Origin of the sequence: Exiguobacterium sp. MH3, from assembly GCF_000496635.1 — a bacterium.
Classification (GTDB): Bacteria; Bacillota; Bacilli; order Exiguobacteriales; family Exiguobacteriaceae; genus Exiguobacterium_A; species Exiguobacterium_A indicum.
This window is the reverse complement of record NC_022794.1, coordinates 2,760,590-2,783,465: the sequence shown is the minus strand read 5'-3', so window position 1 is coordinate 2,783,465 and position 22,876 is coordinate 2,760,590. Positions and strand designations below refer to the sequence as shown.

Here is a 22,876-nt window from a genome sequence, read left to right as displayed (position 1 = left end):
TAGAGGAGGTACTATGGAAGCTTATCAATTACTTAATTTGACTCCGTTAGCCTCAAGGCAGGAAGTTGAAACTCGCTACAAAGAATTATGTGCTACGTATCCAAAGTCTACTCATCCAGAAGAACGGAAAGTCATTGACGAAGCATATCAGGAAATCATGGAGCATCTTAATAAAACGCGCAATCATAAAATATCGCATGGGACTTTACCCGAGACTCCGTCTCAGGAAGAGCATGTTTCAGTTGATCGTGACGAAGCGGCTGTAAAGAATGATCCAAACTCTAAAAAAACAGGTAAATGGAAATTAGTAGTGTGGATCGGAACGGGACTCGTAGCAGGTGTTATGTTGTCGGCTGCCGCGTTCGCTTATTTTGAGAAAGAAAGTGACAATACGCCGAGTTCTTCTCTCGCAAGTGAAACTGCTTCTAAAGCATCAAATACGAGTTCTACTGATAATGACGATGTAGAAGTTGACGACGAACAGAAAGCAGAAGAAAAAAAAGCTAAAGAATTAAAGAAACAAGAAGCACTCGAACAAAAAAAAGAAGATGCAGTCAGTGTAGTCAATGACATTGGATTACGTTTTTATAAAGATCTTGAAAATTCTCTGATCGAGCAGACAGCAAGTGGGATGAGTACTACTACAGCTAAATTTCGTAACGAATTTCAACCAAGTTTGAACTCGCTCCGTCAACATGACTCTATTTTCGAAGGTACGATTGATATGCGTGATGTCGATAGTTCATCTATACGAAGTGTTGATGACCAGCAAATCGTAGCACGAACGACTGCCGACTATTCTTCACGATCCTATAATCCCTATCTTCAGGAAGAACCTGCTGGAAATGCAATCACATGGGAATTGACTTTCACTAAGCAAGGGGACGACTGGTTGGTTGACGGTCGAAAACTGATTAAAGATGAGGCATCGACTGAGAAAATGGCGATTCGCGAAGAAGTTAAGGATGATTTGGCAAGCACCATTAACATGCATGCGATGGAATGGGAAGAAGCATATGAGCAAAAAGATTCAAGCCTTTTCACGCAAGTCGACGCACCAGCTTATATCCAACGCCAAGAAAAGTATTACAAGACGCTTGATCAAAATAGTCGATACTATGAAGGTGAGTTTCTCGGAGTGGAAGTTTCTTATGATTCAGTAGAAGTTACCCAAGGAAAAAACATCACTGCGACAGTTCAAGCAAAAGCAAATTATGATGGAGCTTATTTTGATATGGATACAGATGAAATGGTAGATGTCGATGATACGACATCGACCGTCTTTGAGTACACATTGTGGTATCGTAACGAGGACTGGGTCATCATCAATACAAAAGAACTGAACGGATTCACGAAAGGTGACGTTCGGACGTTCAATGACGATGATTACTCATATGATGAAGATTATTAAAATAGAGATGGCTTCGCGTATACGCGGGGTCATTTTTTATTTGAATGCTTTATAGTGCTATGAGAAGCAAAATAATTTGCTATACTGACGACAGAAGAACCGCCAGGAAGGATGACCGAGATGTTGGATCGATTGAGTGCCTTAGAGGACCGTTATGAAAAACTGAATGATATGTTGGCTGATCCAGCCATCATCAATGATACGAATCAATTACGCGAGGTCTCAAAGGAGCAGTCGCAGCTTGCCCCAACCGTTGAGACATATCGCGTCTATCGCGAGAAGATGGAAGCCTATCAAGAGGCACGTCAGATGTTGACAGATCCGGAGATGCGCGACCTTGCGAAGGAAGAAGTCGCGATGCTTGAGCCGGAGATCAAAGAGCTCGAAGCGAAGCTGAAAGCTTTACTCTTACCGAAGGATCCGAATGACGATAAGAACGTCATCGTCGAGATTCGTGGTGCGGCAGGGGGAGATGAGGCAGCCTTATTTGCGGGTGACCTGTTTAAGATGTACTCGAAGTTTGCTGAGAAACAGAACTGGAAGATTGAGATCATCGACGCGAGCTATACGGAGCTCGGTGGTTATAAAGAAATCATCTTTATCGTCAAAGGAACAGGCGCCTACTCGAAGCTGAAGTATGAGAACGGGGCACACCGCGTCCAACGCGTTCCATCAACGGAATCGGGTGGACGGATTCATACATCGACCGCAACGGTTGCCGTGTTACCGGAAGCAGAAGACGTCGAGGTCGAAATCCATGATAAGGATGTCCGGGTCGATACGTTCACGTCGAGTGGACCGGGTGGACAGTCCGTCAATACGACGCAGTCCGCCGTCCGTGTCACGCACGTGCCGACGGGGATCGTCGCGAGCTGTCAGGATGAGAAATCGCAAATCAAGAACAAGGAAAAAGCGATGAAAGTTTTACGGGCGCGTGTCTACGATAAAATTCAACGCGAACAGCAAGCGGAGTATGATGAAAAACGAAAGTCGGCTGTTGGTACGGGTGACCGTTCAGAGCGGATTCGGACGTATAATTTCGCCCAAAACCGGGTGACGGACCATCGCATCGGATTGACGATTCAGAAGCTTGATCGAATCTTGCAAGGCGAGATGGATGAAGTCATCGATACGCTCGTCATGGAACATCAGGCGCGAGCATCGGAGGCGGCAAACTGATGCGGATCGCAAAACGTCTAAATGAGGCAAAAACGATGATGGAACAAGCAGGACGCGAGGGTTCAAGTGCCGAATGGTTACTCATGCACGTCTTAGAAGTCGACCGGACCGGACTCCTTGTCCGCTTGTCCGATGAATTGACACCGGAGCAGGATTTACGATTCAGTGAATACTTGCTTGCTCATGTTCACGGTGTGCCCGTTCAGCATTTAATCGGCTATCAGCCGTTTTACGGACGGGACTTTCGTGTCACACCGGATGTCTTGATTCCACGACCGGAAACGGAAGAGTTGATCGTCTTCGTGACGGAGCGTCTCAAACGCGAGACGTTCACCGCGGGACAGATCGTCGACATCGGTACCGGTAGCGGGGCGATTGGAATCACGCTCGCCCTCGAACTCGAGCAACCGGTCACGACCGTCGATATTTCACCAGCTGCAATCGCGGTCGCGAAGCAAAATCAAGCAGCGCTTGGTGGAGACGTGACGTTCCTTGAAGGAGATTTACTCGCACCGCTCGCAGATGATTCCGTCCGGGTGCTCGTTTCGAACCCTCCTTATATCGAGGAAGAAGAATTACTCAGTGAAGTCGTGTTCGATCATGAACCGCATCTCGCCCTGTTTGGCGGAAAAGACGGTCTCGTCTTTTACCGACGTCTCGTCGAGGAGAGTGGACGGGTCTTACGCGACGATTTCCGACTGATTGCGTTTGAAATTGGACACAATCAAGGACCAGAAGTGCAAATGATGTTAAAAGAACGTTATCCAAATGCGGAAACGGGTATTTTAAAAGATATAAACGGTAAAGACCGTATCGTGTATGCGGAACGAAAGGATTGTACAGCGTGAAGACGGAAATGATTGACTTACAGACGATGGATGAAGCAGTTCGGTTATTGCAGGAAGGAGAGGTCGTGGCGATGCCGACCGAGACCGTTTATGGTCTCGCAGGAGACGCAACGAACGAAGCGGCTGTTCGGCGAATCTTCGCCGCGAAGGGTCGACCTTCCGACAATCCACTGATTGTCCATGTCGCATCCGTAGAACAGGCACATCAGTTCGTCACGCACATTCCAGATGTCGCGGCACGTTTGATGGAGGCGTTCTGGCCAGGAGCCTTGACGATCATCCTCGAATCGAACGGCACCGCATCCACACTCGTCACAGCAGGACTAGATACGATCGGATTACGGATGCCAGACCATCCGCTCGCGCTTCAATTAATTGAAGCGACAGGGCTGGGCCTCGCAGCACCGAGTGCCAACCGTTCCGGAAAACCTTCACCGACGTCATCTGCGCACGTCGCATATGACCTCTCGGGACGCATCGCTGCGATCGTCGATGGAGGGGAAACGGGCATCGGGGTCGAATCGACTGTCATCGATTGTACGATGACGCCACCGGCGATTTTACGACCGGGTGGCGTGACACGCGAACAAATCGAGTCGGTCATCGGTCCTGTCACACTCGATCCTGCCTTATCGATGAAAGATGTTACACCGAAGGCACCCGGGATGAAATATACCCACTATGCGCCGGAAGCAACACTGTCCGTCGTCGAAGGGGATCTTTCATTCTTACAGCAACTCATCGATGATGCGCGACAAACCGGACACAAGACGGGCGTTCTCCTGTTTGACGGGGAGGATGTCGACGCAGATGTTCGCTGCTCCCTTGGTAATTCGATGGAGACGGCGGCACAACGTCTTTACGATTGTTTACGGCGATTTGATCAGACGACGGTGGATCAGATTTTTGTACGAGACCTATCAGAAGAAGGGGTGGGGCTTGCGGTCCGCAACCGCCTCCATAAAGCAGCAGGTGGTCGGGTCATTCGCCCTTGAAGAAGGAGGATACGGAGATGAGCACACGTCGCGTTTTATTCATCTGTACAGGAAATACATGCCGTAGCCCGATGGCGATGGCATTACTACGCTCGAAGGTCGCTGATCAGGAATTCGACGTCCGTTCAGCAGGACTACGTTCGATGCAAGGATTTGATGCGTCCGAGAACGCCTTACAAGTGTTGCGCGAGCGCGGGATCGAACTCGAGCACTATACGCAAGTCTTTGATGATGTACTCGGACGTTGGTCTGATATTATCTTGACGATGACGCGTCAGCACAAGCAGGAAGTCGGTGAACGCTATCCGGAACTGAAAGAACGGACGTTCACCTTATATGAATATGTGACAGGGCTTGAACGGGATATCAACGATCCGTACGGCGGATCGATGAACGTCTACCGGCAAGTACGTAATGAACTCGAACCCCTCGTCAACCGTCTTGTGTTAAAATTGACGCAGAACGGAAACGGAAGAAAAGCTCCGGATACACGGAAACTTCCGAAAAAACAACCTAAACAAACGGGGGAATAGTAAAGATGAAAGTAGCAATCGGCGCGGATCATGGCGGTTTTAAGTTAAAGGCAGAAATCAACGACCTCTTACAAGAGCTCGGCATCGACTATACGGACTTCGGTACGCATTCAGCCGACTCGATCGATTATCCGGATGTCGCGATTCCAGTCGCTGAGGCAGTCGCAAGCGGAGAGTTTGATCGTGGTATCTTGATTTGTGGAACAGGGATCGGGATCGGAATCGCAGCGAACAAAGTCAAGGGCATCCGAGCAGCACTCGTCCATGACACGTTCAGTGCGAAAGCGACACGTCAGCACAACGATTCGAACATCTTGACGATGGGCGAACGCGTCATCGGTCCAGGACTGGCTCGTGAGATCGCACAGCTTTGGCTTGAAACGGAATTCGAAGGCGGACGTCATGAGAACCGCGTTTGCAAAATCTCAGATTATGAGGTGAAGTAATGGACTTGACACGCATCCAGCACGATTTAGAAGAAGCACTGAACGCTCTGGATGAACGATTTTCCTTAAAAGGAAAATTGCTCGTGATCGGCTGTTCGACGAGCGAAGTCATCGGTAAACAAATCGGCAAGGCCGGTTCGCCAGAAGTCGCGGACGCGTTGTTCGACGTATTCGATGCCTTTCGGCGGTCGCACCAAGTCGATCTTGCCTTCCAAGGCTGTGAGCATATCAACCGAGCGCTGACGCTTGAGCGGCAAACAGCAGAACGACTCGGACTCGATCCAGTGACGGTCGTTCCGGTTCCGGAAGCCGGTGGGTCGATGGCGAGTGCTGCTTATCAGCGCTTCTCGGCACCGGTCGTCGTCGAAGCGATTCAGGCAGACGCCGGGATTGATATCGGGGACACGTTCATCGGGATGCACTTGAAGGCTGTTGCGATTCCTGTGCGCTTGCCGCACAAGGAAATCGGTGAGGCACATGTGACGGCAGCCGTGACACGACCGAAATTAATCGGTGGAGCACGTGCTAAATACGAATGATTGATGCAAGGGGTTGCGCACCCCTTGCTTTTTTGATGTTGTTTTTAGGGATGCCGGGAACGAAACATTCGTGTTAAGATAGGTCTATCGAAATGAAATGGGGGAATTCAGATGGAACAAACACCGCTTACGTATCTGAAACAACAAGATGAGGCACTCTTTTCGGCAATGCGCCAGGAACTAGGTCGTCAACGGGATAACATCGAATTGATCGCATCCGAGAACTTCGTCTCGCAAGCTGTCATGGAAGCACAAGGCAGCGTCTTGACGAACAAGTACGCAGAAGGTTACCCAGGTCGCCGTTATTATGGTGGCTGTGAGTATGTCGATCTCGCTGAGAATTTAGCACGCGACCGCGCGAAGGAAATCTTTGGGGCGGAGCACGCGAATGTGCAACCACACTCGGGCGCACAAGCGAACATGGCGGTCTACTTCACGATTCTCGAGCAAGGCGATACGGTCCTCGGGATGAACCTCTCGCACGGTGGCCATCTGACGCACGGTAGCCCCGTCAATTTCTCCGGTGTCCAGTACAACTTCGTGGAATACGGTGTCGATCAAGAGACAGAGATGATTGATTACGACGTCGTCGCACAATTAGCAGAAGAGCACAAACCAAAATTAATCGTCGCGGGCGCATCGGCGTATCCGCGCGTCATCGACTTCAAACGTTTCCGTGAAATCGCAGACAGCGTCGGTGCTTACTTGATGGTCGACATGGCACACATCGCTGGACTCGTCGCAGCAGGTCAGCATCCGAACCCGGTCGAGCATGCACACTTCGTCACGACGACGACGCATAAGACGTTGCGTGGTCCACGTGGTGGGATGATCCTCTGTAAAGAAGAGCATGCGAAAGCGATCGATAAAGCGATCTTCCCAGGAATTCAAGGTGGTCCACTCATGCACGTCATCGCCGCGAAAGCTGTCGCGTTCGGTGAAGCACTGGCACCTGAGTTCAAGGACTACATCGGTCAAGTCGTCACGAACGCGAAAGTCCTCGGTGAGGAATTGACGAATCGTGGACTCCGGATCGTTTCAGGCGGAACGGACAATCACTTGCTCCTCGTCGACTTGCAACCGCTCGGGATCACAGGGAAACTCGCAGAGCACGCGCTTGACGAAGCCGGTATCACGGTCAACAAGAACACGATTCCGTTCGACCCAGCGAGCCCGTTCGTCACGAGCGGTATCCGAATCGGAACGGCTGCGATGACATCACGTGGCTTCAAGGAAGCGGAGATGAAAGAAATCGCCGAGTTGATCGAACTCGTCTTGAATCACCCAGAAGAAGCAGACGTTCTCGCACAAGCACGTGAGCGTGTCGTTGCTTTGACAGGTCGTTTCCCACTCTACCCAGAGCGCGGATGATCGTCATCCCCTTCGTCCTTTTCGTTATGAGAAGGGGAAGGGGATTTTTGTTTGTCTAAAAAAGGAGGCGTACGATGTATATTCTAGTCGTTGAAGATGATCCACATATCCAAGCACTTGTCGTATCGACGTTACAAGCCGACGGACATTCCGTTCGAGCGACAGCAAACGGAAATGAAGCGCTCGCTTGGATTGACACGATGACGTTCGAAGCAGCGGTGCTCGATGTCTTGCTTCCCGGGCAGACCGGTCTCGTCCTGTGTGAGCGATTACGGCAAAACGGGGACATCCCGATCTTGATGCTGACAGCACTCGGTGAGCTGACGGATAAGCGGGACGGCTTTGCAGCCGGTGCCGATGATTACATCACGAAACCGTTTGATCCGGAAGAATTAGTGTTTCGGCTTCACGCCGTGGCGCGGCGCTATCAAAAAGCGGCGCAACCCGTTCTGCATCTCGGAGATGTCACGATCGATAAACGCAGTCAGCTCGTGACGATCCAGTCGACCGAGTGGACACTTCCGCGGCGCGAATTCGAATTATTACATCAGCTGGCGAGTTTTCCGGGACGGGTCTTCAGTCGCGAGGAATTGATTGAACACGTCTGGGGACTTGATTTCATGGGAGATGACCGGACGATTGACGTCCACATCAAACGACTCCGTGGACGCTTAAAGGAGACGAATCAGGTGAAGATTGAGACGGTTCGTGGACTCGGGTACCGGTTGGAGGTCGAATCATGAGATCCCTCTATACGAAAATCGTCGGACTCGTCTGTGTCGTTCTACTCGTGTCCGCACTGTTAGCGCTTTTAATCAGTAACATTGCCTACTATTCGTTTTGGCAGGACAGCTATAGCCAAAAAGTTGAGGAAGCGGTCGAGACAGCGATTGATTATTACGAGACGCACGGTGACGGAAAGACGGAATCGTTTTACCGGATGTTACAAGCGACTGGCTTTCAACTATATGTACAAACAGATGACGGAACGGAGCGTTACGGAAATCCATTTCGTGATGAAACGCTCTCAAGTCAAATCGTCGAGCAAGTGAAAAATGGTCAACCGTACTACGGGATGCGTGAGTATCCGTTCCACCTCTTCTTGCTCGGTCTATTCGACAATGAAGTCATCAATACGTACGGGACGTCAGTCAAGACGGCGCAAGGAACGGATGCGATCTTCGTCCGGCCGGACTTGAGTCGGCAAATTCGTGAGTTGCACCTGTTCGTCGGTCTGTTTCTCGGACTGCTGGTCGTGATCAGCTTCCTCTTGCTTGTCTTCTCCATCCGGTATCTCGTGCGTCCGATCCGGCGCCTGACCAAAGCGACGGAACAGATGGCGTACGGTGACTACGGAATCCGCGTCGGAACGAAGGCACGCGATGAGATTGGAGAGCTGTCCCGGCGATTTGACGAGATGGCAACGGCAGTCGAAGCGTCTGATACAGAACGACGCCGGTTCGTCGCAAACGTTTCGCATGAATTTCAGTCACCGCTGACGACAATCTCGGGGTACGCGGGACAACTCGACGTGACGGGAGAAGACGTCAGGAGACGGGCAATCATTCAACAAGAGGCAGCACGAATGTCGGAGCTGACGCGTCAATTATTGATCTTAGCGAAGCTCGATGAAGGACGGCGCTTCAAGCGGCAAGCACTCGATCTACGCGCGAGTTTAGAGACGACACTCGCAACACTTGCCTTTCAGCTCGATGAGCAAGGCATCGCCGTCGCACTCGATGTATCGCCAGCGCTACAGATTCAAGCAGATGCTAGTGCGCTCGAACATGTTTTCCAAAACGTCATTCGAAACGCTGTTTCGGTCTCAGCCGAAGGAGCGACGATTCACATTCAAGCGGAAGAACAAGTGAATCAGGTCATCGTCCGAATCAAGGACGAAGGACCAGGCATGACCGAACAACAGATGGAACATGCCTTTGAACGCTTTTATCAAGGTGATGTATCCCGCACGTCGCGCGGGACGGGTCTTGGGCTTGCGATCGTCAAAGAGACGATGCGCCAACTTGGTGGGGATGCGAGCTTGTCGTCCGATTCATCCGGTCTGACTGTGACATTGATTTTTTTACGTACTTGACGCGTGCGTTCATGTTCCGTTCATATTGCAGTCGTATCATCAATCCTGTAGCGAACATACAGGAGGGATCATGCAATGAAACTAGGATGGAAAGAACTCGTCCGGATGAAAGGACGATTCAGTTGGATGACGATCGTGACGATGTTGATCGTTTTATTGATTTTAATGATCACCGGTCTTGCAGACGGGCTGGCCTACGACAATGGGGCTGCCGTCCGTAATCTGCCGGTCGAGCAGTTTGCACTGAGTAAAGATGCGGAAGGGCAGCTGACCCGTTCATTCTTACGGGCGGATGAGACACCGAAGGGCGCGGAAGCGCTCGGTGTCCAGAACATGGTGCTTGAGAAGAAGAATGGAACGAAGGATGATGTGACAGTCTTTGCGTTACCAGAGACGACGAACTATGGTCCAAAACAGTTGCAATCATTGCAAAAAGGAGAAGTGCTCGTTGATGCCGCGTATGCGGAACAACGCGGAACCCGTGTCGGCGATACGATCACCGATTTTCGGACGAAAGAGACGTTCCGGATTGCCGGCACGGTCACGGACGGACGTTATAGTCACGCACCTGTCCTCTGGATGACGGATGAATCGTGGCAAGCATGGCAATCGAAGATGGGGGCATCATACGTCTCAGCGTACATCGGTCAGTCATTACAAACGGATCAAGCGGTCTTCTCAAAACAAGCAGTCGTTGAGAATGTGCTAGGCTATGCAGCGGAGCAAAACTCCTTCCAGATGATGCGGGTTGCACTCGTCGTCATCGGGGCATTGATTCTGACAGCTTTCTTCTATATCTTGACGATGCAGAAGATGAAACAACTTGGCGTCCTAAAAGCAATCGGCATCCGAACACGGACGATGGGTGCGAGTCTACTCGTACAAGTCATCCTCCTGACGAGCCTCGCCTTTGGTGTCAGTGTCGTTATCACCTATCTGACGAGCCGCTTCTTACCAGCGGATCTTCCCTTCCGATTTGAATGGTCGACGAGTCTGATGTACGGCGGCATTTTACTCGTAACAGCGATCCTCGGAGCGCTCGTTCCGTTACGAATGGTGAAAAAACTTGAGGCGGCAGACGCGATGGGAGGAATGAACGGATGATTCAGTTAGAACGGATTGAACAGAGTTATGGTGAGATGACCGTCTTGCACGATATCAACTTACAGGCAGAAGCAGGGGAACTGATTGCCCTTGTTGGACCGAGCGGGAGTGGGAAAAGTACACTCCTTCAGTTGCTCGGTTTACTGCAGACACCAACAAAAGGTGCCGTCTATTTTGATGATACGTGCGTCAGTGAAGCATCGGGCGAAGAACGTCGTCGCTTACGTCTTGAGGAAGTCGGGTTCATCTTTCAGGAGTCGCATCTCGTACCCTTTTTGACAGCCCAGGAGCAACTGGAACTCGTCGCAAAAGAAGCTGGACGAACAGTGGATACGGTCGCAGCACTAGCCATGTTCGGACTCGAACATCGCAAAGATCATTTGCCGCATGCGTTATCGGGCGGTGAGCGTCAACGCATCGCGATTGCCCGCGCCTTCGTCAATGATCCGCAACTTGTCTTAGCGGACGAGCCGACCGCAAGTCTCGATTATGCGAATGGGCGTCGAGTGATGGAGCTATTACAACGGCAAGCGCATGAGTCAAACAAGACGATTATCGTCATCACTCATGATGAACGGATGCTTGACGTCTGTGATCGCATCTGGCGGATCGAGGATGGAAAAATTCATACAGCATAAGACAACGAATGGATCGCTTTCGAGAGAATGGAAAGCGATTCTTTTTTTATATTCAATCTTGTAAGAGGAGGCGATGTCATTCCAAAAATTTGCTATACTTTTTAAAAAAGGAAATGAAGGAGTTTACGCGTTATGAATATTATGAAGTTGACCCAAGCCGAGCTCGCGTCGACGACAGGAAGCCAGATGTTGAAATGGTTGGAGAAGAAGAGTACGACGAAATCAGAATACAAACGACTGTACGAAGATTTCAAGACGATCATCATCATGCAACAAGCAGGCTTTTATGAACAAGCGGATGCACGGCTTCTGCAATGGAAACATTTACCGATGCCGGTTGAATATTATACATATCGTCTTGCGATCGCCTCAAAGGCAGGCGGACGACGTCTTGCGAAGAAGCGATTCAAGGCGCTGCCGGAAGCGATTCAGAAACATGACAAATTAAAACAGTGGCGCCAAGCGGTGAATCAGAATCAATGGTGGATGGCAGCAACTGGAGTAGCGGCGGCCGGCCTCTTATTCATAGGTATTCAAGCGTGGTCTCCTAATTCAGAGAATGTTGCACCGAAAGAAGAGACCGATCAAAAAATTGCGCAACAGTTGGCTGCCTTACAAACGGAAGTCGAGCAATTAAAAAAAGAAAACGAGAAATTGAATACCGATCAGAAGGAAAAGACGGAAGCGGAAGTAAAACAAGAAGAGTCGCCGGTTAAGGAAAAGAAAACGACGAAAACGAGTGGTCTGAAACCGGAAGCCGCATTAAAGGAAGCGGTTGCGGCTGTCCAAGCAAAGGATTATCAAAAAGCGAATGACCTGTTGAGTGCAGACGTCTTGAAAAATAAAGAGACAGCAGGCATGGCACGTTTTTATAAGTTGATTGCCGCTGGTAAGTTAAAGAAGACGACACAGGCGGACTATATTGCTTACCGTGAGGATTTTCCGAAGTCGGGTTACATGAGTGATGTCCTCTGGATGCAAGCGGTCTATGAACAAAAATATAAAAAAGGTGATTATCGCGCGACCTTGCAAGAACTCGCACAACAGCCGGACAATGAATGGTCTTACGCGGCGAAAGCGATTCTTTCCGGCAAGAGCACGCTCGGGGACTGACGAAAAAACAGTTCCCAAGCAGTGCGCTTTTAGAGTACAATGCGAAAAGAGAATGGAGAGGAGATGCAAACAATGAGTAAAGTACATGTATTTGATCACCCATTGATTCAGCACAAGATGACGATCATGCGTAAGGTCGAAACAGGAACGAAACAATTCCGGGAACTTGTCGACGAGGTGGCTTCATTGATGGCATATGAAATCACACGTGACCTTCCACTCACAGATGTCGCGATCGAGACACCGGTCACGAAGACGACGCAGAAGATGATCGAAGGCAAGAAACTCGGGATCGTCCCGATTCTCCGCGCCGGTCTCGGGATGGTCGACGGCATGCTCCGCATGATGCCAAACGTCAAGGTCGGTCACATCGGTTTGTACCGTGATCCGGAGACACTCGAGCCAACGGAATACTACCTCAAGCTCCCAACAGACGTCGCAGAACGTGATTTCGTCGTCGTTGACCCGATGCTTGCGACAGGTGGTTCGGCGGCAGACGCCATCTCCTCCTTAAAGAAACAAGGGGCGAAGAGCATCAAGCTCGCATGCCTCTGTGCAGCACCTGAAGGCGTCAAACGCGTTCAAGAAGAACACCCGGACGTCGATATCTATCTTGCGGCACTCGACGAGAAGTTGAACGACCACGGCTACATCGTCCCGGGACTCGGTGATGCAGGAGACCGTCTCTTTGGAACGAAGTAAAAAATAGTAAGATACATGAAAAGGCCGCAGACGATGATCTGCGGTCTTTTTCGTTGCTATTTCGTAAACTGCGCAAGACTGCTGAAATATGCTTTAATGAAAAAAGGAAAAAAGGAGGAAGTCACCATGCCGATTACAGTCATGCCGATTTTCGGGACTCGACCGGAAGCTATTAAAATGGCACCGCTCGTCAACGCCCTGAAGCAACACCCTGCTTTTGATGTTCACGTTACGATCACTGCCCAGCACCGCGAGATGCTCGATCAAGTACTTACCCTGTTCGAAATCGAACCGGATCATGATTTGAACATCATGAAGCAACGTCAGACACTCGTCGATATCACGACGCGTGGTCTTGAAGGACTCGATGCGATCATGAAGGAGATCAAGCCGGACCTCGTCCTCGTCCATGGCGATACGACGACGACGTTCGTCGGAAGTCTTGCTGCCTATTACAACCAAATCGTGGTCGGTCACGTCGAGGCAGGGCTGCGCACGTATAATAAATACTCACCGTTCCCGGAAGAGGTCAATCGTCAATTGACATCGACTCTTGCGGACCTGCACTTTGCTCCGACCGCACAAGCGGCAGCGAACCTTGCGTCCGAGAATCGTCATGTTGGCGTCTACATTACGGGGAACACAGCAATCGATGCCCTGCAAACGACGGTCCAAGCCGATTACGTCCATCCGATGCTTGAGACGGTCGGGGATCGGAAGTTGATCTTGATGACAGCGCACCGTCGTGAGAACCAAGGCGAGAAGATGCATCAGATGTTCCGCGCGATTCGTCGTCTCGTCGATGCATTCCCGGATACACACGTCGTTTATCCAGTTCACCTTAACCCAGTTGTTCAGGAAGCGGCGAAGACGGTCTTTGAAGGACATGATCGGATTTCGTTAATTGCTCCGCTCGACGTGTTCGACTTCCACAACTTCGCGAGTCGTGCTCACTTAATCTTGACGGACTCCGGTGGTGTTCAGGAAGAAGCACCGTCACTCGGTGTTCCGGTTCTTGTCTTACGCGATACGACCGAGCGTCCGGAAGGAATTACTGCTGGGACGTTAAAGCTTGCCGGAACAGAAGAAGAGACGATTTATCAGATGGCAACCGAACTGTTGACGAATGACGCACTTTATAAAGAAATGGCACATGCCTCAAATCCATACGGTGATGGTCATGCGTCAGAACGGATCGTCCAAGCCATCCTGCATCACTTCGGTCAAGGGGAAGCGCCGGCACCGCTACTCACGCAATGAGAAACGACTAGTACTCTCCGAATCGCTTATATTCACTTGCTTTCCTCAGGCGAGACGCAAGCCGCGCCTCCATCGTTCTTAGACGAGGAGTCGGGTCTCACTTGTCTCTGACAGCACAAAGACTTGTGCTTTTTCCTGTAGGAGTCGCGTGAAATAAGCGATTCTTTTTGTTTTAGTACATCTATGGCGACAAGAGGTTTTAGTTTATAGGAATAACATCTTTAATTCTTACCATTTCCACTAAAATCAGCCCATTTGTTTAGAAAATGTAAAACCAGATGACCTTGAAACTGGAAGATAAACCATGACGATTCAGGCTGTGACACACCTCACGATTGAAAAATTGGAAATCGTTGAAATCTATTGTTACAAACAGATGTCAGAGCTGTTTTTGTGTCCCGATTCGGAAGCGTTTACAATTGTGAACAGAAAATGTTTTTTCACAAAATCGACACAAATCAATTTTAGAGGTCTTGTTTCGGTTGAGGTAGCACGATATAACGTTACTATTCAACGGTTTTGTTCACCATATGAACAATCTCTATAACCGTTGATAGTACTACATATTTTCTTCACATCTTCGTGAAATGAGTTGCACGTATGACATCTGTGAAAACCTTATCATTCGTTGATATGTATAGGTTTTTTGGCTCTGTTTTTATTGTGAATTCATTTGACTATGAAAGCTGCTTCATTGTATTCTTGACTAGTATGAAAATCCGCAAATTGTGGGAAAGAAAAAGAACTCGCAATTGGGAAAAAAGGGGGTCGTCTCTAGTGCGCCAAAGTGGGCTCGCGAAGAGTATGGTCATGGCCTCGCAAATTTCGACGGCACTGGCTGCACCGATCGTCATTGGCTTTTTGGTTGGGAACTATGGGGAACAACAACAATGGTGGGAAAAAATGGGTGCGACATTCGCCGTGTTCATCGGGATTTTCATCGGCATTCTTTGCATGATCGCCATGATCAGGCACTTGTTAGGGGAGAAGACATGAACATCATCCTTCAAGATGCGTTGTATCGTGCGTACTTACGATGGTTTGGACTCTTTTACGGAATCCTGGCTGTCCTGCTGCTCATCGGACGCCCGAGTGACCCGGTCATTTATGGACTAGCACTTGGTGGAACTGGCAGCTTTCTGATCTTGACGCTTCAACGATTAAGCGTCGATCGTATGTATCGTGTAATTGAGACCGGGCGCAAGCCAGTGTCTCGAGGGACCGTTTCACGCATGGCGGTCGCGGTACTTTGTGTGATGATCGGTTTGAAATATCAAACTGAATTGTCATTAACTGCGGTGGTAATAGGCCTTCTCGCCGGCCACGTCATACAATTTTGTGAGTTCTTGACTCACGAACTCAAGCGGGAAAAGAGGTGAATAGTCAAATGAACCACGAAATGCCACTTTACGAAATCCCACTCTGGGGTGACTTCGTTCTGTACGGTAGCTGGACGAACTTGATCACAGTATTAATTGCTGCTGCTCTCGTCTTCTTGATTGCCGTGGCCGGTACGCGACGTCTTGTGATGAAGCCAACCGGTGCTCAAAACGTGATGGAGATGTTCCTTGAATTCGTTCGCGGAATCATCAGCAGCACGATGGACTGGAAAACAGGGGGTCGCTTCCTTACGTTCGGAATGACATTATTCCTGTTCATCCTTGTGTCCAACATCATGGGTCTCCCATTCAACGTCGTGACGGGACACTACATTTGGTTCAACTCACCAACTGCAGATCCTTACGTGACACTGGCACTTTCATCTCTCGTAGTAGTCTTAAGTCATTACTACGGTGTGAAGATGCGAGGCTTCGGCGCTTATGCGAAAACATTCATGACGCCGATGTTTATCATTACCATCATCGAGGAGTTTGCAAACACGTTGACGCTCGGTCTTCGTCTTTACGGAAACATCTTCGCTGGTGAAATCATGATCGGAATCATTCTTTCGATCGGTATCGTCTCTGGTACGAACGATTTCCAATTCCTCGGACCAGTCGGCGCGATCATCTCGGGTATCCCGATGTTGATCTGGCAAGGATTCTCACTCTTCATCGGTGGTATCCAAGCGTACATCTTCCTTATCCTGACGATGGTTTACATCGGACATAAGGCAGCGCACGACCATTAATTCGAAGGTAAAGCATCCGCTTTTCCGATAACAGCACGACAAATCAATGAACATACTCTAGGGAGGCAATTTATCATGAATCTTATTGCAACAGCGATCATCATCGGACTCGGCGCACTCGGCGCAGGTATCGGTAACGGTCTTATCGTAAACGGTACAGTATTAGGTCAAGCACGTCAGCCAGAACTCAAAAACGAACTTCGTCAAACAATGTTCATCGGTATCGGTCTTGTTGAGGCACTTCCAATCATCGGTGTAGCGGTCGGTTTCCTTCTTCTCAACTCTTAATCCACGATTAACGAGAACGGACTACATAGGGCGCTATTCGTTCAACGTTTGAGTGAACCGTCACGGGAGCTTAGGCTCCCTTATGTAGATATTGAAGTTGAACCAACCACGAGGGGAGTGTAATCGAATGAATCTAACGTATCTTGCGGCAGAGGCTGGCGGCGAAGGCAACCAACTCTTATTAGCCAACATGATCGTCACGATCGTCGTTTTCCTCTTGCTCCTCATCCTCTTGAAGAAATTCGCATGGGGCCCGCTCGTCAACATGATGAAAGCGCGGGAAGAGCATGTGGCTAGCGAGATCAACTCGGCTGAAAAGAGCCGTAAAGACGCTGAAGTCTACGTAGAACAACAACGCGAAGAATTAAACAAGGCGCGTACGGAAGCACGCGATCTTTTAGAAGCATCACGCCGTCAGGCAGAAGCAGAGCAAGCACGTGCGATGGAGCAGGCACGTCTTGAATCCGAAATGAGTAAGGAAGAAGCTCGCCGTGCGATCGAACGTGAACGCGCTGAAGCACAAGCTGCTTTGAAGAACGATGTCGCTCTTCAAGCAATCGCTGCAGCACGCCACGTCATGAAAACACAGCTTGCGACAGACGAAGCCGCTCAAAAAGCACTCGTCGATCAATTCCTTGCTGATACTAAGGGCACGAACTAATGCGTGATCACGTAGCGGGACGCTACGCAAAAGCGCTCTTCGATCTTGCGCTTGAGCACCATGTGCTCGAGCAAGCAGAAGCTGATGTGCGGACGCTCGGCGAAGTGCTCCACGCAACACCAGAGCTCGCTTCGGTTTTAGATAACCCATCGATTTCTGCTGAAGAGCTCAAGCAAGTTCTTCAAACAAGCTTCACGGGCTTCAACTCGATCGTCTTGAACACATTGCTCGTCATGGTCGAAAACGACCGGGCGGCAGAGATCGTTACATTACCGGAACACTTCATTGCATTGTTGAATGAACACCGCAATGTCGCGACGGCAATCGTCACGAGTGCATACAAATTGTCAGACGAGGAACTCACGAAAGTGAAAGAGACGTTTGGCCAAAAATCAGGTAAAACGCTTGAAGTCGAGAACGTCGTCGACACGAGTGTCATCGGAGGACTTCGCGTTCAAATCGGTTACACGACATATGACGGTACGATCGAAACTAAACTAACGCGCCTTGAGCGTGAGCTGTTAAAAGCGTAAGAAAATAGGGGTGAAACGCATGAGCATTAGAGCTGAAGAAATCAGCGCCCTGCTTAAAGCGCGTATCGCGCAGTACGGTTCTACGATGGAAGTGAACGAGACAGGTACGGTCATCCAAATCGGTGATGGTATCGCTCGTGCACACGGACTCGACAACGTCATGTCGGGAGAGCTCGTAGAATTCGCTAACGGCACAATGGGCTTGGCGCAAAACTTAGAAGAAGGCAACGTCGGTATCATCATCCTCGGTGACTACCTTGAAATCAAAGAAGGCGACTCTGTTCGCCGTACGGGCCGCATCATGGAAGTACCAACAGGAGACGCACTCCTCGGACGTGTCGTTAACCCACTCGGTATGCCAATCGATGGTCTTGGTCCAATCGAAACAGAACACTACAACCCGATCGAGCGTAAGGCGTCTGGCGTCATGGCGCGTAAATCGGTACACGAGCCACTTCAGACAGGAATCAAGGCGATCGATGCCCTCGTTCCAATCGGTCGTGGACAGCGTGAGTTGATCATCGGTGACCGTCAGACGGGTAAAACGTCGATCGCCATCGATACGATCATCAACCAAAAAGAAGAAAACATGATCTGTATCTATGTCGCAATCGGACAAAAAGAATCAACAGTCCGTGGCGTCGTCGAGACGCTCCGTAAAAACGGTGCCCTCGATTACACGATCGTCGTTTCGGCAGCGGCTTCACAGCCAGCTCCACTTCTTTACCTCGCACCATTCGCAGGTGTCGCGATGGGTGAACACTTCATGGACCAAGGCAAACACGTTCTTGTCATCTATGATGATCTTTCAAAACAAGCAGCTGCTTACCGTGAGCTTTCACTTCTCTTGAAACGCCCACCAGGCCGCGAAGCTTACCCAGGGGATGTCTTCTACCTCCACTCACGCCTTCTTGAGCGTGCGGCGAAGTTGAACGACGAGCTTGGCGCAGGTAGCTTGACTGCCCTTCCGTTCATCGAAACACAAGCGTCGGATATCTCAGCTTATATCCCGACGAACGTTATCTCGATCACGGATGGTCAAATCTTCCTTCAATCGGATCTCTTCTTCTCAGGTGTCCGTCCCGCGATCAACCCGGGTCTCTCGGTATCGCGTGTAGGTGGTTCGGCTCAAGTAAAAGCGATGAAGAAGGTAGCGGGTACGCTCCGTCTTGACCTCGCATCTTACCGTGAGCTTGAAGCATTCGCTCAGTTCGGATCTGACCTTGATAAAGCGACTCAATCGAAGCTTAACCGTGGTGAGCGGACAGTTGAAGTCTTGAAACAAGACTTGAACCAACCACTTACTGTCGATAAGCAAGTCATCATCATCTATGCCTTGACTCGTGGTCACCTTGATGATGTTGCTGTAACGGATATTCGTCGTTTTGAAAAGGAACTCAACCTCTGGCTCGATCAAAACCGCAAACAACTTTGCGATGAGATCCGTAAGACAGGTAACCTTCCAGCAGACGAAGAGATCGTAGCAGCAATCTCAGAATTTAAGAAAACGTTCCAAGCGACGGTTTAATCCGGCGGAACGCTCTTGATACTAACAAGGTGGTGAATCGAAATGGCATCGTTGCGCGAGATACAAACGCGGATCAACTCGACGAAAAGTACGAAACAGATCACGAAAGCGATGAACATGGTTTCGGCGTCGAAACTGAACCGCGCTCAAGCACATAGCGCGAAGTTCCAACCTTACATGCTGAAAATGCAAGAGGTACTCGGAACCATTGCGAATGGCACGACAGGTGCGAGCCATCCGATGCTCGAGAAACGTCCCGTCAAAAAGACGGGCTATATCGTCATCACATCGGATCGCGGCTTAGCTGGTGCATATAACGCCAACGTGCTGCGTGAAGTCTACCGGGAAATCAAAGAAAAGCATACTGCGGACAGTTACGTTCTCTTCGTGGTCGGTAAAGTCGGTGTCCAGTTCTTCCGTTCACGCGGAATCACGGTCACGGATGCGATCACAGGCTTGAACGATTCTCCTTCGTATGTCGACGTCGCTGAGATCGTGAAGCGCACAGTGAGTGCGTTCACGATCGGCGAAATCGACGAGCTCAAGCTGTGCTACAACCACTTCTTATCTGTCATCAGCCAAGAAGTGAAAGTCGAAACTCTTCTCCCACTCGGAGAAATCGAAGCTTCGTCTTCGACGACTTATGAGTACGAGCCAAGCGAGGAACAAATCCTTGCTGAACTCCTCCCGCGTTATGCGGAGAGCTTGATCTTCGGTGCGCTTCTTGACGCGAAAGTAGCAGAACATGCGTCACGTATGACAGCAATGCAAAGTGCGACAGATAACGCAGATGACTTGATCGGTCGATTGACTCTCGTCTACAACCGAGCTCGACAAGCTGCGATCACGCAAGAAATCACAGAGATCGTCAGTGGGGCTGCTGCGCAGCAGTAATCCCGACTGGCGTAACGATAGGTAGGAGGAAACACGATGAACGAACTCGGTTTAAAAGGCCGCGTCGTCGCGGTCATGGGACCTGTCATCGACGTTAAGTTCGAAGGACACTTACCGAACATCTACAACGCGCTTCGTATTCAATATACGCCGCAAACTGTAGAAGAAGTGGCTATCGACTTGACGCTTGAGGTCGCCCTGCACCTTGGTGACGACGTCGTCCGTACCATTGCGATGGACTCTACGGATGGAGTACGCCGTGGAATGGAAGTACTCGATACGAATGCTCCAATCTCGGTACCCGTCGGAGAAGCGACACTTGGTCGCGTCTTCAACGTACTCGGTAACCCAATTGATGAAAAAGAAATCGCTGCTGACGTAGAACGTCTTCCGATCCACAAAAAAGCACCGACTTTCGATAACCTTTCAACGAAAGTTGAAATCCTCGAGACTGGAATTAAAGTCGTCGACTTGCTTGCTCCTTACATCAAGGGTGGTAAGATCGGTCTCTTCGGTGGTGCCGGTGTAGGTAAGACCGTCCTCATCCAGGAATTGATCAACAACATCGCGCAAGAGCACAGCGGTATCTCAGTATTCGCAGGTGTTGGTGAGCGGACGCGTGAAGGAAATGACTTGTTCCACGAGATGACGGATTCAGGCGTTATCAAACAAACAGCGATGGTCTTCGGTCAGATGAACGAACCACCGGGTGCACGTCTTCGTGTTGCCTTGACTGGTTTGACAATGGCAGAATACTTCCGTGATGAGCAAGGACAAGACGTTCTTCTCTTCGTTGATAACATCTTCCGTTACACACAAGCGGGTTCTGAGGTATCGGCCCTTCTCGGTCGTATGCCATCTGCCGTTGGTTACCAGCCGACACTCGCAACAGAGATGGGTATGCTCCAAGAGCGAATCACATCAACAAACAAAGGTTCGGTTACATCGATCCAAGCGGTTTATGTACCAGCCGATGACTATACTGACCCGGCTCCTGCGACGACGTTTGCTCACTTAGATGCAACGACGAACCTTGAGCGCCGTCTCTCTGAGATGGGGATCTATCCTGCCGTGGATCCACTTGCATCGACATCACGCGCCCTTTCACCGGAAATCGTCGGCGAAGAGCACTACGGTGTTGCACGTCAAGTTCAGGAAACACTTCAGCGTTATAAAGAACTTCAAGATATCATCGCGATCCTCGGTATGGACGAGTTGTCAGAAGACGACAAATTGACTGTACACCGTGCGCGTCGTATCCAGTTCTTCTTGTCGCAGAACTTCCACGTAGCTGAGCAGTTCACAGGACAAAAAGGATCATACGTCCCAGTTAAGGACACGATCCGCGGCTTCAAAGAAATCCTCGAAGGTAAACACGATGACTTAACGGAAGAAGCATTCCGTCTCGTCGGTCCGATCGAAGATGCGATTGAAAAAGCGAAGGCGCTTGTCTAAGTGACAAAGCATAAGGGGGACTTGAGATGAACACACTTCATGTCAATATCGTCACCCCGGATGGCGAAGTGTATGATGGCGATATCCGTATGGTCGTTGCGAAGACGATTTCTGGTGAGATCGGGGTTCTCCCGCACCACGTCCCACTCGTAACACCACTCGATATCAGCATCTTGAAGTTGCGCCACGAAGATGGCGGACGCACGTTGATCGCTATCAGCGGTGGCTTTATGGAAGTGCGCCAGGATACTGTAACGGTTCTTGCGGAAACTGCGGAGCAAGCAGACAAGGTCGACTACGACCGTGCTGCAGCTGCGAAGGTTCGTGCAGAACGTCGTCTCCAGGACACGAAATTATCAGAACTCGAATTCAAGCGTGCTGAACTTTCACTGAAACGAGCAGTTAACCGTCTCAGCTTGAAAGATTACGGTCGCGATTGATGTCGATCAAAGACTCGATTCCTTCATGGAATCGGGTCTTTTTTTGTACGACGCATCAATGAATGAGTGCGAAGAAGCGTTTTCTGAGCGAGGCGCTTGGAATCAGGTTTAGGAAGCGAAAAATATGTAAAAGAACACTATATGCCTTGTTTTCACGATTTCTTCAACAGAAAGCTCATGATTTTCCTCATTTGCTCTTCAATAAATATATTTTATGCGATAAAATAAATGCAGCTTGTGTCATTTTGTTTGCGCAATCATTCATTTTATGAAATCATGGTAAAGTTGAAGAAATTATGAAGAAGAGGTGCGAGGATAGTGACGTCAATTGGTATTAGTGCTCTGATCAGCATGCTCATGTACGTGATCGCCATCTTGTTTGCTTGGTGGGTGATGTTACCAATCAAATGGGATAAATTCCTGCAACATCCTAGAGGTCCACAGGCGGTTTTACTACGTGTCCTGCTTGCTGTTGCTCTTGGTTCCAGTCTGGCGCGCTTTTTACTTGAATATGCTGGTTTTGCGCAACGTCTGAAATTCTTATTCAGCTGAACTTGTAACTTCATTGTAAACCTTGTATCGTGAAACTGGATTACCATGGAAAAGGACACTGTTCTTTAATGAAAGAACACAGTCAATTTATCAATCATCGAAACAGTCGCGTAGTAGTTTTAACTATTGGGAGTTTCTCTTCTATCGGTTCATCTCGAAC

The 22,876-nt window shown here is 49.7% G+C and carries 26 protein-coding genes; all 26 read left to right on the top strand.

The features are described 5' to 3' along the window. Positions 1 to 13 precede the first annotated feature (13 nt). The 26 genes from U719_RS14395 (at position 14) to U719_RS14270 (ending at position 22,716) form a co-directional block, all read left to right on the top strand. A complete protein-coding gene (locus U719_RS14395; protein ID WP_023469517.1) occupies positions 14 to 1,411 on the top strand; it encodes a J domain-containing protein in 1,398 nt (465 codons plus the stop codon). A 120-nt stretch (positions 1,412 to 1,531) separates the two neighbouring features. Then, positions 1,532 to 2,590, top strand: a complete 1,059-nt coding sequence (gene prfA, locus U719_RS14390) for a peptide chain release factor 1 (protein ID WP_023469516.1) — start codon at positions 1,532 to 1,534, stop codon at positions 2,588 to 2,590. After that, positions 2,590 to 3,438, top strand: coding sequence for a peptide chain release factor N(5)-glutamine methyltransferase (gene prmC, locus U719_RS14385; RefSeq protein ID WP_023469515.1), 849 nt, complete (start codon positions 2,590 to 2,592; stop codon positions 3,436 to 3,438). Before prfA ends, prmC begins: the two co-directional genes overlap by 1 nt. Then, entirely contained in the window at positions 3,435 to 4,433 is a 999-nt protein-coding gene (locus tag U719_RS14380) for an L-threonylcarbamoyladenylate synthase (RefSeq protein ID WP_023469514.1), read from the top strand. Before prmC ends, U719_RS14380 begins: the two co-directional genes overlap by 4 nt. 17 nt (positions 4,434 to 4,450) lie before the next feature. Continuing rightward, positions 4,451 to 4,966 (top strand): low molecular weight protein arginine phosphatase, encoded by a 516-nt coding sequence (locus U719_RS14375; protein ID WP_023469513.1) that lies wholly within the window; start codon positions 4,451 to 4,453, stop codon positions 4,964 to 4,966. Between the two features lie 5 nt (positions 4,967 to 4,971). Then, positions 4,972 to 5,412, top strand: a complete 441-nt coding sequence (gene rpiB, locus U719_RS14370; RefSeq protein ID WP_023469512.1) for a ribose 5-phosphate isomerase B — start codon at positions 4,972 to 4,974, stop codon at positions 5,410 to 5,412. Further along, positions 5,412 to 5,951 (top strand): TIGR01440 family protein, encoded by a 540-nt coding sequence (locus tag U719_RS14365; RefSeq protein WP_023469511.1) that lies wholly within the window; start codon positions 5,412 to 5,414, stop codon positions 5,949 to 5,951. Before rpiB ends, U719_RS14365 begins: the two co-directional genes overlap by 1 nt. A gap of 111 nt (positions 5,952 to 6,062) precedes the next feature. Continuing rightward, a complete protein-coding gene (gene glyA / locus U719_RS14360; protein ID WP_023469510.1) occupies positions 6,063 to 7,322 on the top strand; it encodes a serine hydroxymethyltransferase in 1,260 nt (419 codons plus the stop codon). A 74-nt stretch (positions 7,323 to 7,396) separates the two neighbouring features. Then, complete coding sequence (locus U719_RS14355; protein ID WP_023469509.1) at positions 7,397 to 8,065, top strand: response regulator transcription factor; 669 nt, start codon at positions 7,397 to 7,399, stop codon at positions 8,063 to 8,065. After that, entirely contained in the window at positions 8,062 to 9,417 is a 1,356-nt protein-coding gene (locus U719_RS14350; RefSeq protein WP_023469508.1) for a HAMP domain-containing sensor histidine kinase, read from the top strand. The genes U719_RS14355 and U719_RS14350 overlap by 4 nt, the downstream gene beginning before the upstream one ends. Before the next feature lie 75 nt (positions 9,418 to 9,492). Next, positions 9,493 to 10,521, top strand: a complete 1,029-nt coding sequence (locus tag U719_RS14345) for an ABC transporter permease (protein WP_023469507.1) — start codon at positions 9,493 to 9,495, stop codon at positions 10,519 to 10,521. Then, a complete protein-coding gene (locus U719_RS14340) occupies positions 10,518 to 11,159 on the top strand; it encodes an ABC transporter ATP-binding protein (protein WP_023469506.1) in 642 nt (213 codons plus the stop codon). The genes U719_RS14345 and U719_RS14340 overlap by 4 nt, the downstream gene beginning before the upstream one ends. Positions 11,160 to 11,300: 141 nt before the next feature. Further along, positions 11,301 to 12,272 carry a hypothetical protein gene (locus U719_RS14335; protein ID WP_158408709.1) on the top strand — a complete coding sequence of 324 codons (972 nt, stop codon included), beginning with the start codon at positions 11,301 to 11,303 and terminating at the stop codon, positions 12,270 to 12,272. Positions 12,273 to 12,344: 72 nt separating this feature from the next. Beyond that, positions 12,345 to 12,974 (top strand): uracil phosphoribosyltransferase, encoded by a 630-nt coding sequence (gene upp, locus U719_RS14330; protein WP_023469504.1) that lies wholly within the window; start codon positions 12,345 to 12,347, stop codon positions 12,972 to 12,974. A 126-nt stretch (positions 12,975 to 13,100) separates the two neighbouring features. Beyond that, positions 13,101 to 14,234 (top strand): non-hydrolyzing UDP-N-acetylglucosamine 2-epimerase, encoded by a 1,134-nt coding sequence (gene wecB, locus U719_RS14325; RefSeq protein ID WP_023469503.1) that lies wholly within the window; start codon positions 13,101 to 13,103, stop codon positions 14,232 to 14,234. 777 nt (positions 14,235 to 15,011) lie between these two features. Beyond that, entirely contained in the window at positions 15,012 to 15,230 is a 219-nt protein-coding gene (locus U719_RS14320; RefSeq protein ID WP_023469502.1) for an AtpZ/AtpI family protein, read from the top strand. Next, on the top strand, positions 15,227 to 15,613 hold the full coding sequence (locus U719_RS14315; RefSeq protein ID WP_023469501.1) for an ATP synthase subunit I: 387 nt from the start codon (positions 15,227 to 15,229) through the stop codon (positions 15,611 to 15,613). Before U719_RS14320 ends, U719_RS14315 begins: the two co-directional genes overlap by 4 nt. A gap of 8 nt (positions 15,614 to 15,621) precedes the next feature. Then, positions 15,622 to 16,365, top strand: a complete 744-nt coding sequence (gene atpB / locus U719_RS14310; protein WP_023469500.1) for a F0F1 ATP synthase subunit A — start codon at positions 15,622 to 15,624, stop codon at positions 16,363 to 16,365. A 75-nt stretch (positions 16,366 to 16,440) separates the two neighbouring features. Continuing rightward, positions 16,441 to 16,653, top strand: coding sequence for a F0F1 ATP synthase subunit C (atpE, locus tag U719_RS14305; RefSeq protein WP_023469499.1), 213 nt, complete (start codon positions 16,441 to 16,443; stop codon positions 16,651 to 16,653). A gap of 127 nt (positions 16,654 to 16,780) precedes the next feature. Next, the gene (gene atpF / locus U719_RS14300) at positions 16,781 to 17,314 is read left to right on the top strand and encodes a F0F1 ATP synthase subunit B (protein WP_023469498.1); all 534 of its coding nucleotides are present in this window, start codon (positions 16,781 to 16,783) and stop codon (positions 17,312 to 17,314) included. After that, entirely contained in the window at positions 17,314 to 17,847 is a 534-nt protein-coding gene (locus U719_RS14295; protein WP_023469497.1) for a F0F1 ATP synthase subunit delta, read from the top strand. The genes atpF and U719_RS14295 overlap by 1 nt, the downstream gene beginning before the upstream one ends. 19 nt (positions 17,848 to 17,866) lie before the next feature. Beyond that, a complete protein-coding gene (gene atpA, locus U719_RS14290) occupies positions 17,867 to 19,375 on the top strand; it encodes a F0F1 ATP synthase subunit alpha (RefSeq protein ID WP_023469496.1) in 1,509 nt (502 codons plus the stop codon). Between the two features lie 42 nt (positions 19,376 to 19,417). Continuing rightward, complete coding sequence (gene atpG / locus U719_RS14285; RefSeq protein WP_023469495.1) at positions 19,418 to 20,269, top strand: ATP synthase F1 subunit gamma; 852 nt, start codon at positions 19,418 to 19,420, stop codon at positions 20,267 to 20,269. Between the two features lie 36 nt (positions 20,270 to 20,305). Then, entirely contained in the window at positions 20,306 to 21,724 is a 1,419-nt protein-coding gene (gene atpD / locus U719_RS14280) for a F0F1 ATP synthase subunit beta (RefSeq protein ID WP_023469494.1), read from the top strand. A 26-nt stretch (positions 21,725 to 21,750) separates the two neighbouring features. After that, positions 21,751 to 22,164, top strand: a complete 414-nt coding sequence (locus U719_RS14275; protein ID WP_023469493.1) for a F0F1 ATP synthase subunit epsilon — start codon at positions 21,751 to 21,753, stop codon at positions 22,162 to 22,164. 318 nt (positions 22,165 to 22,482) lie between these two features. Then, on the top strand, positions 22,483 to 22,716 hold the full coding sequence (locus U719_RS14270; protein WP_023469492.1) for a DUF1146 family protein: 234 nt from the start codon (positions 22,483 to 22,485) through the stop codon (positions 22,714 to 22,716). Positions 22,717 to 22,876: the final 160 nt, after the last annotated feature.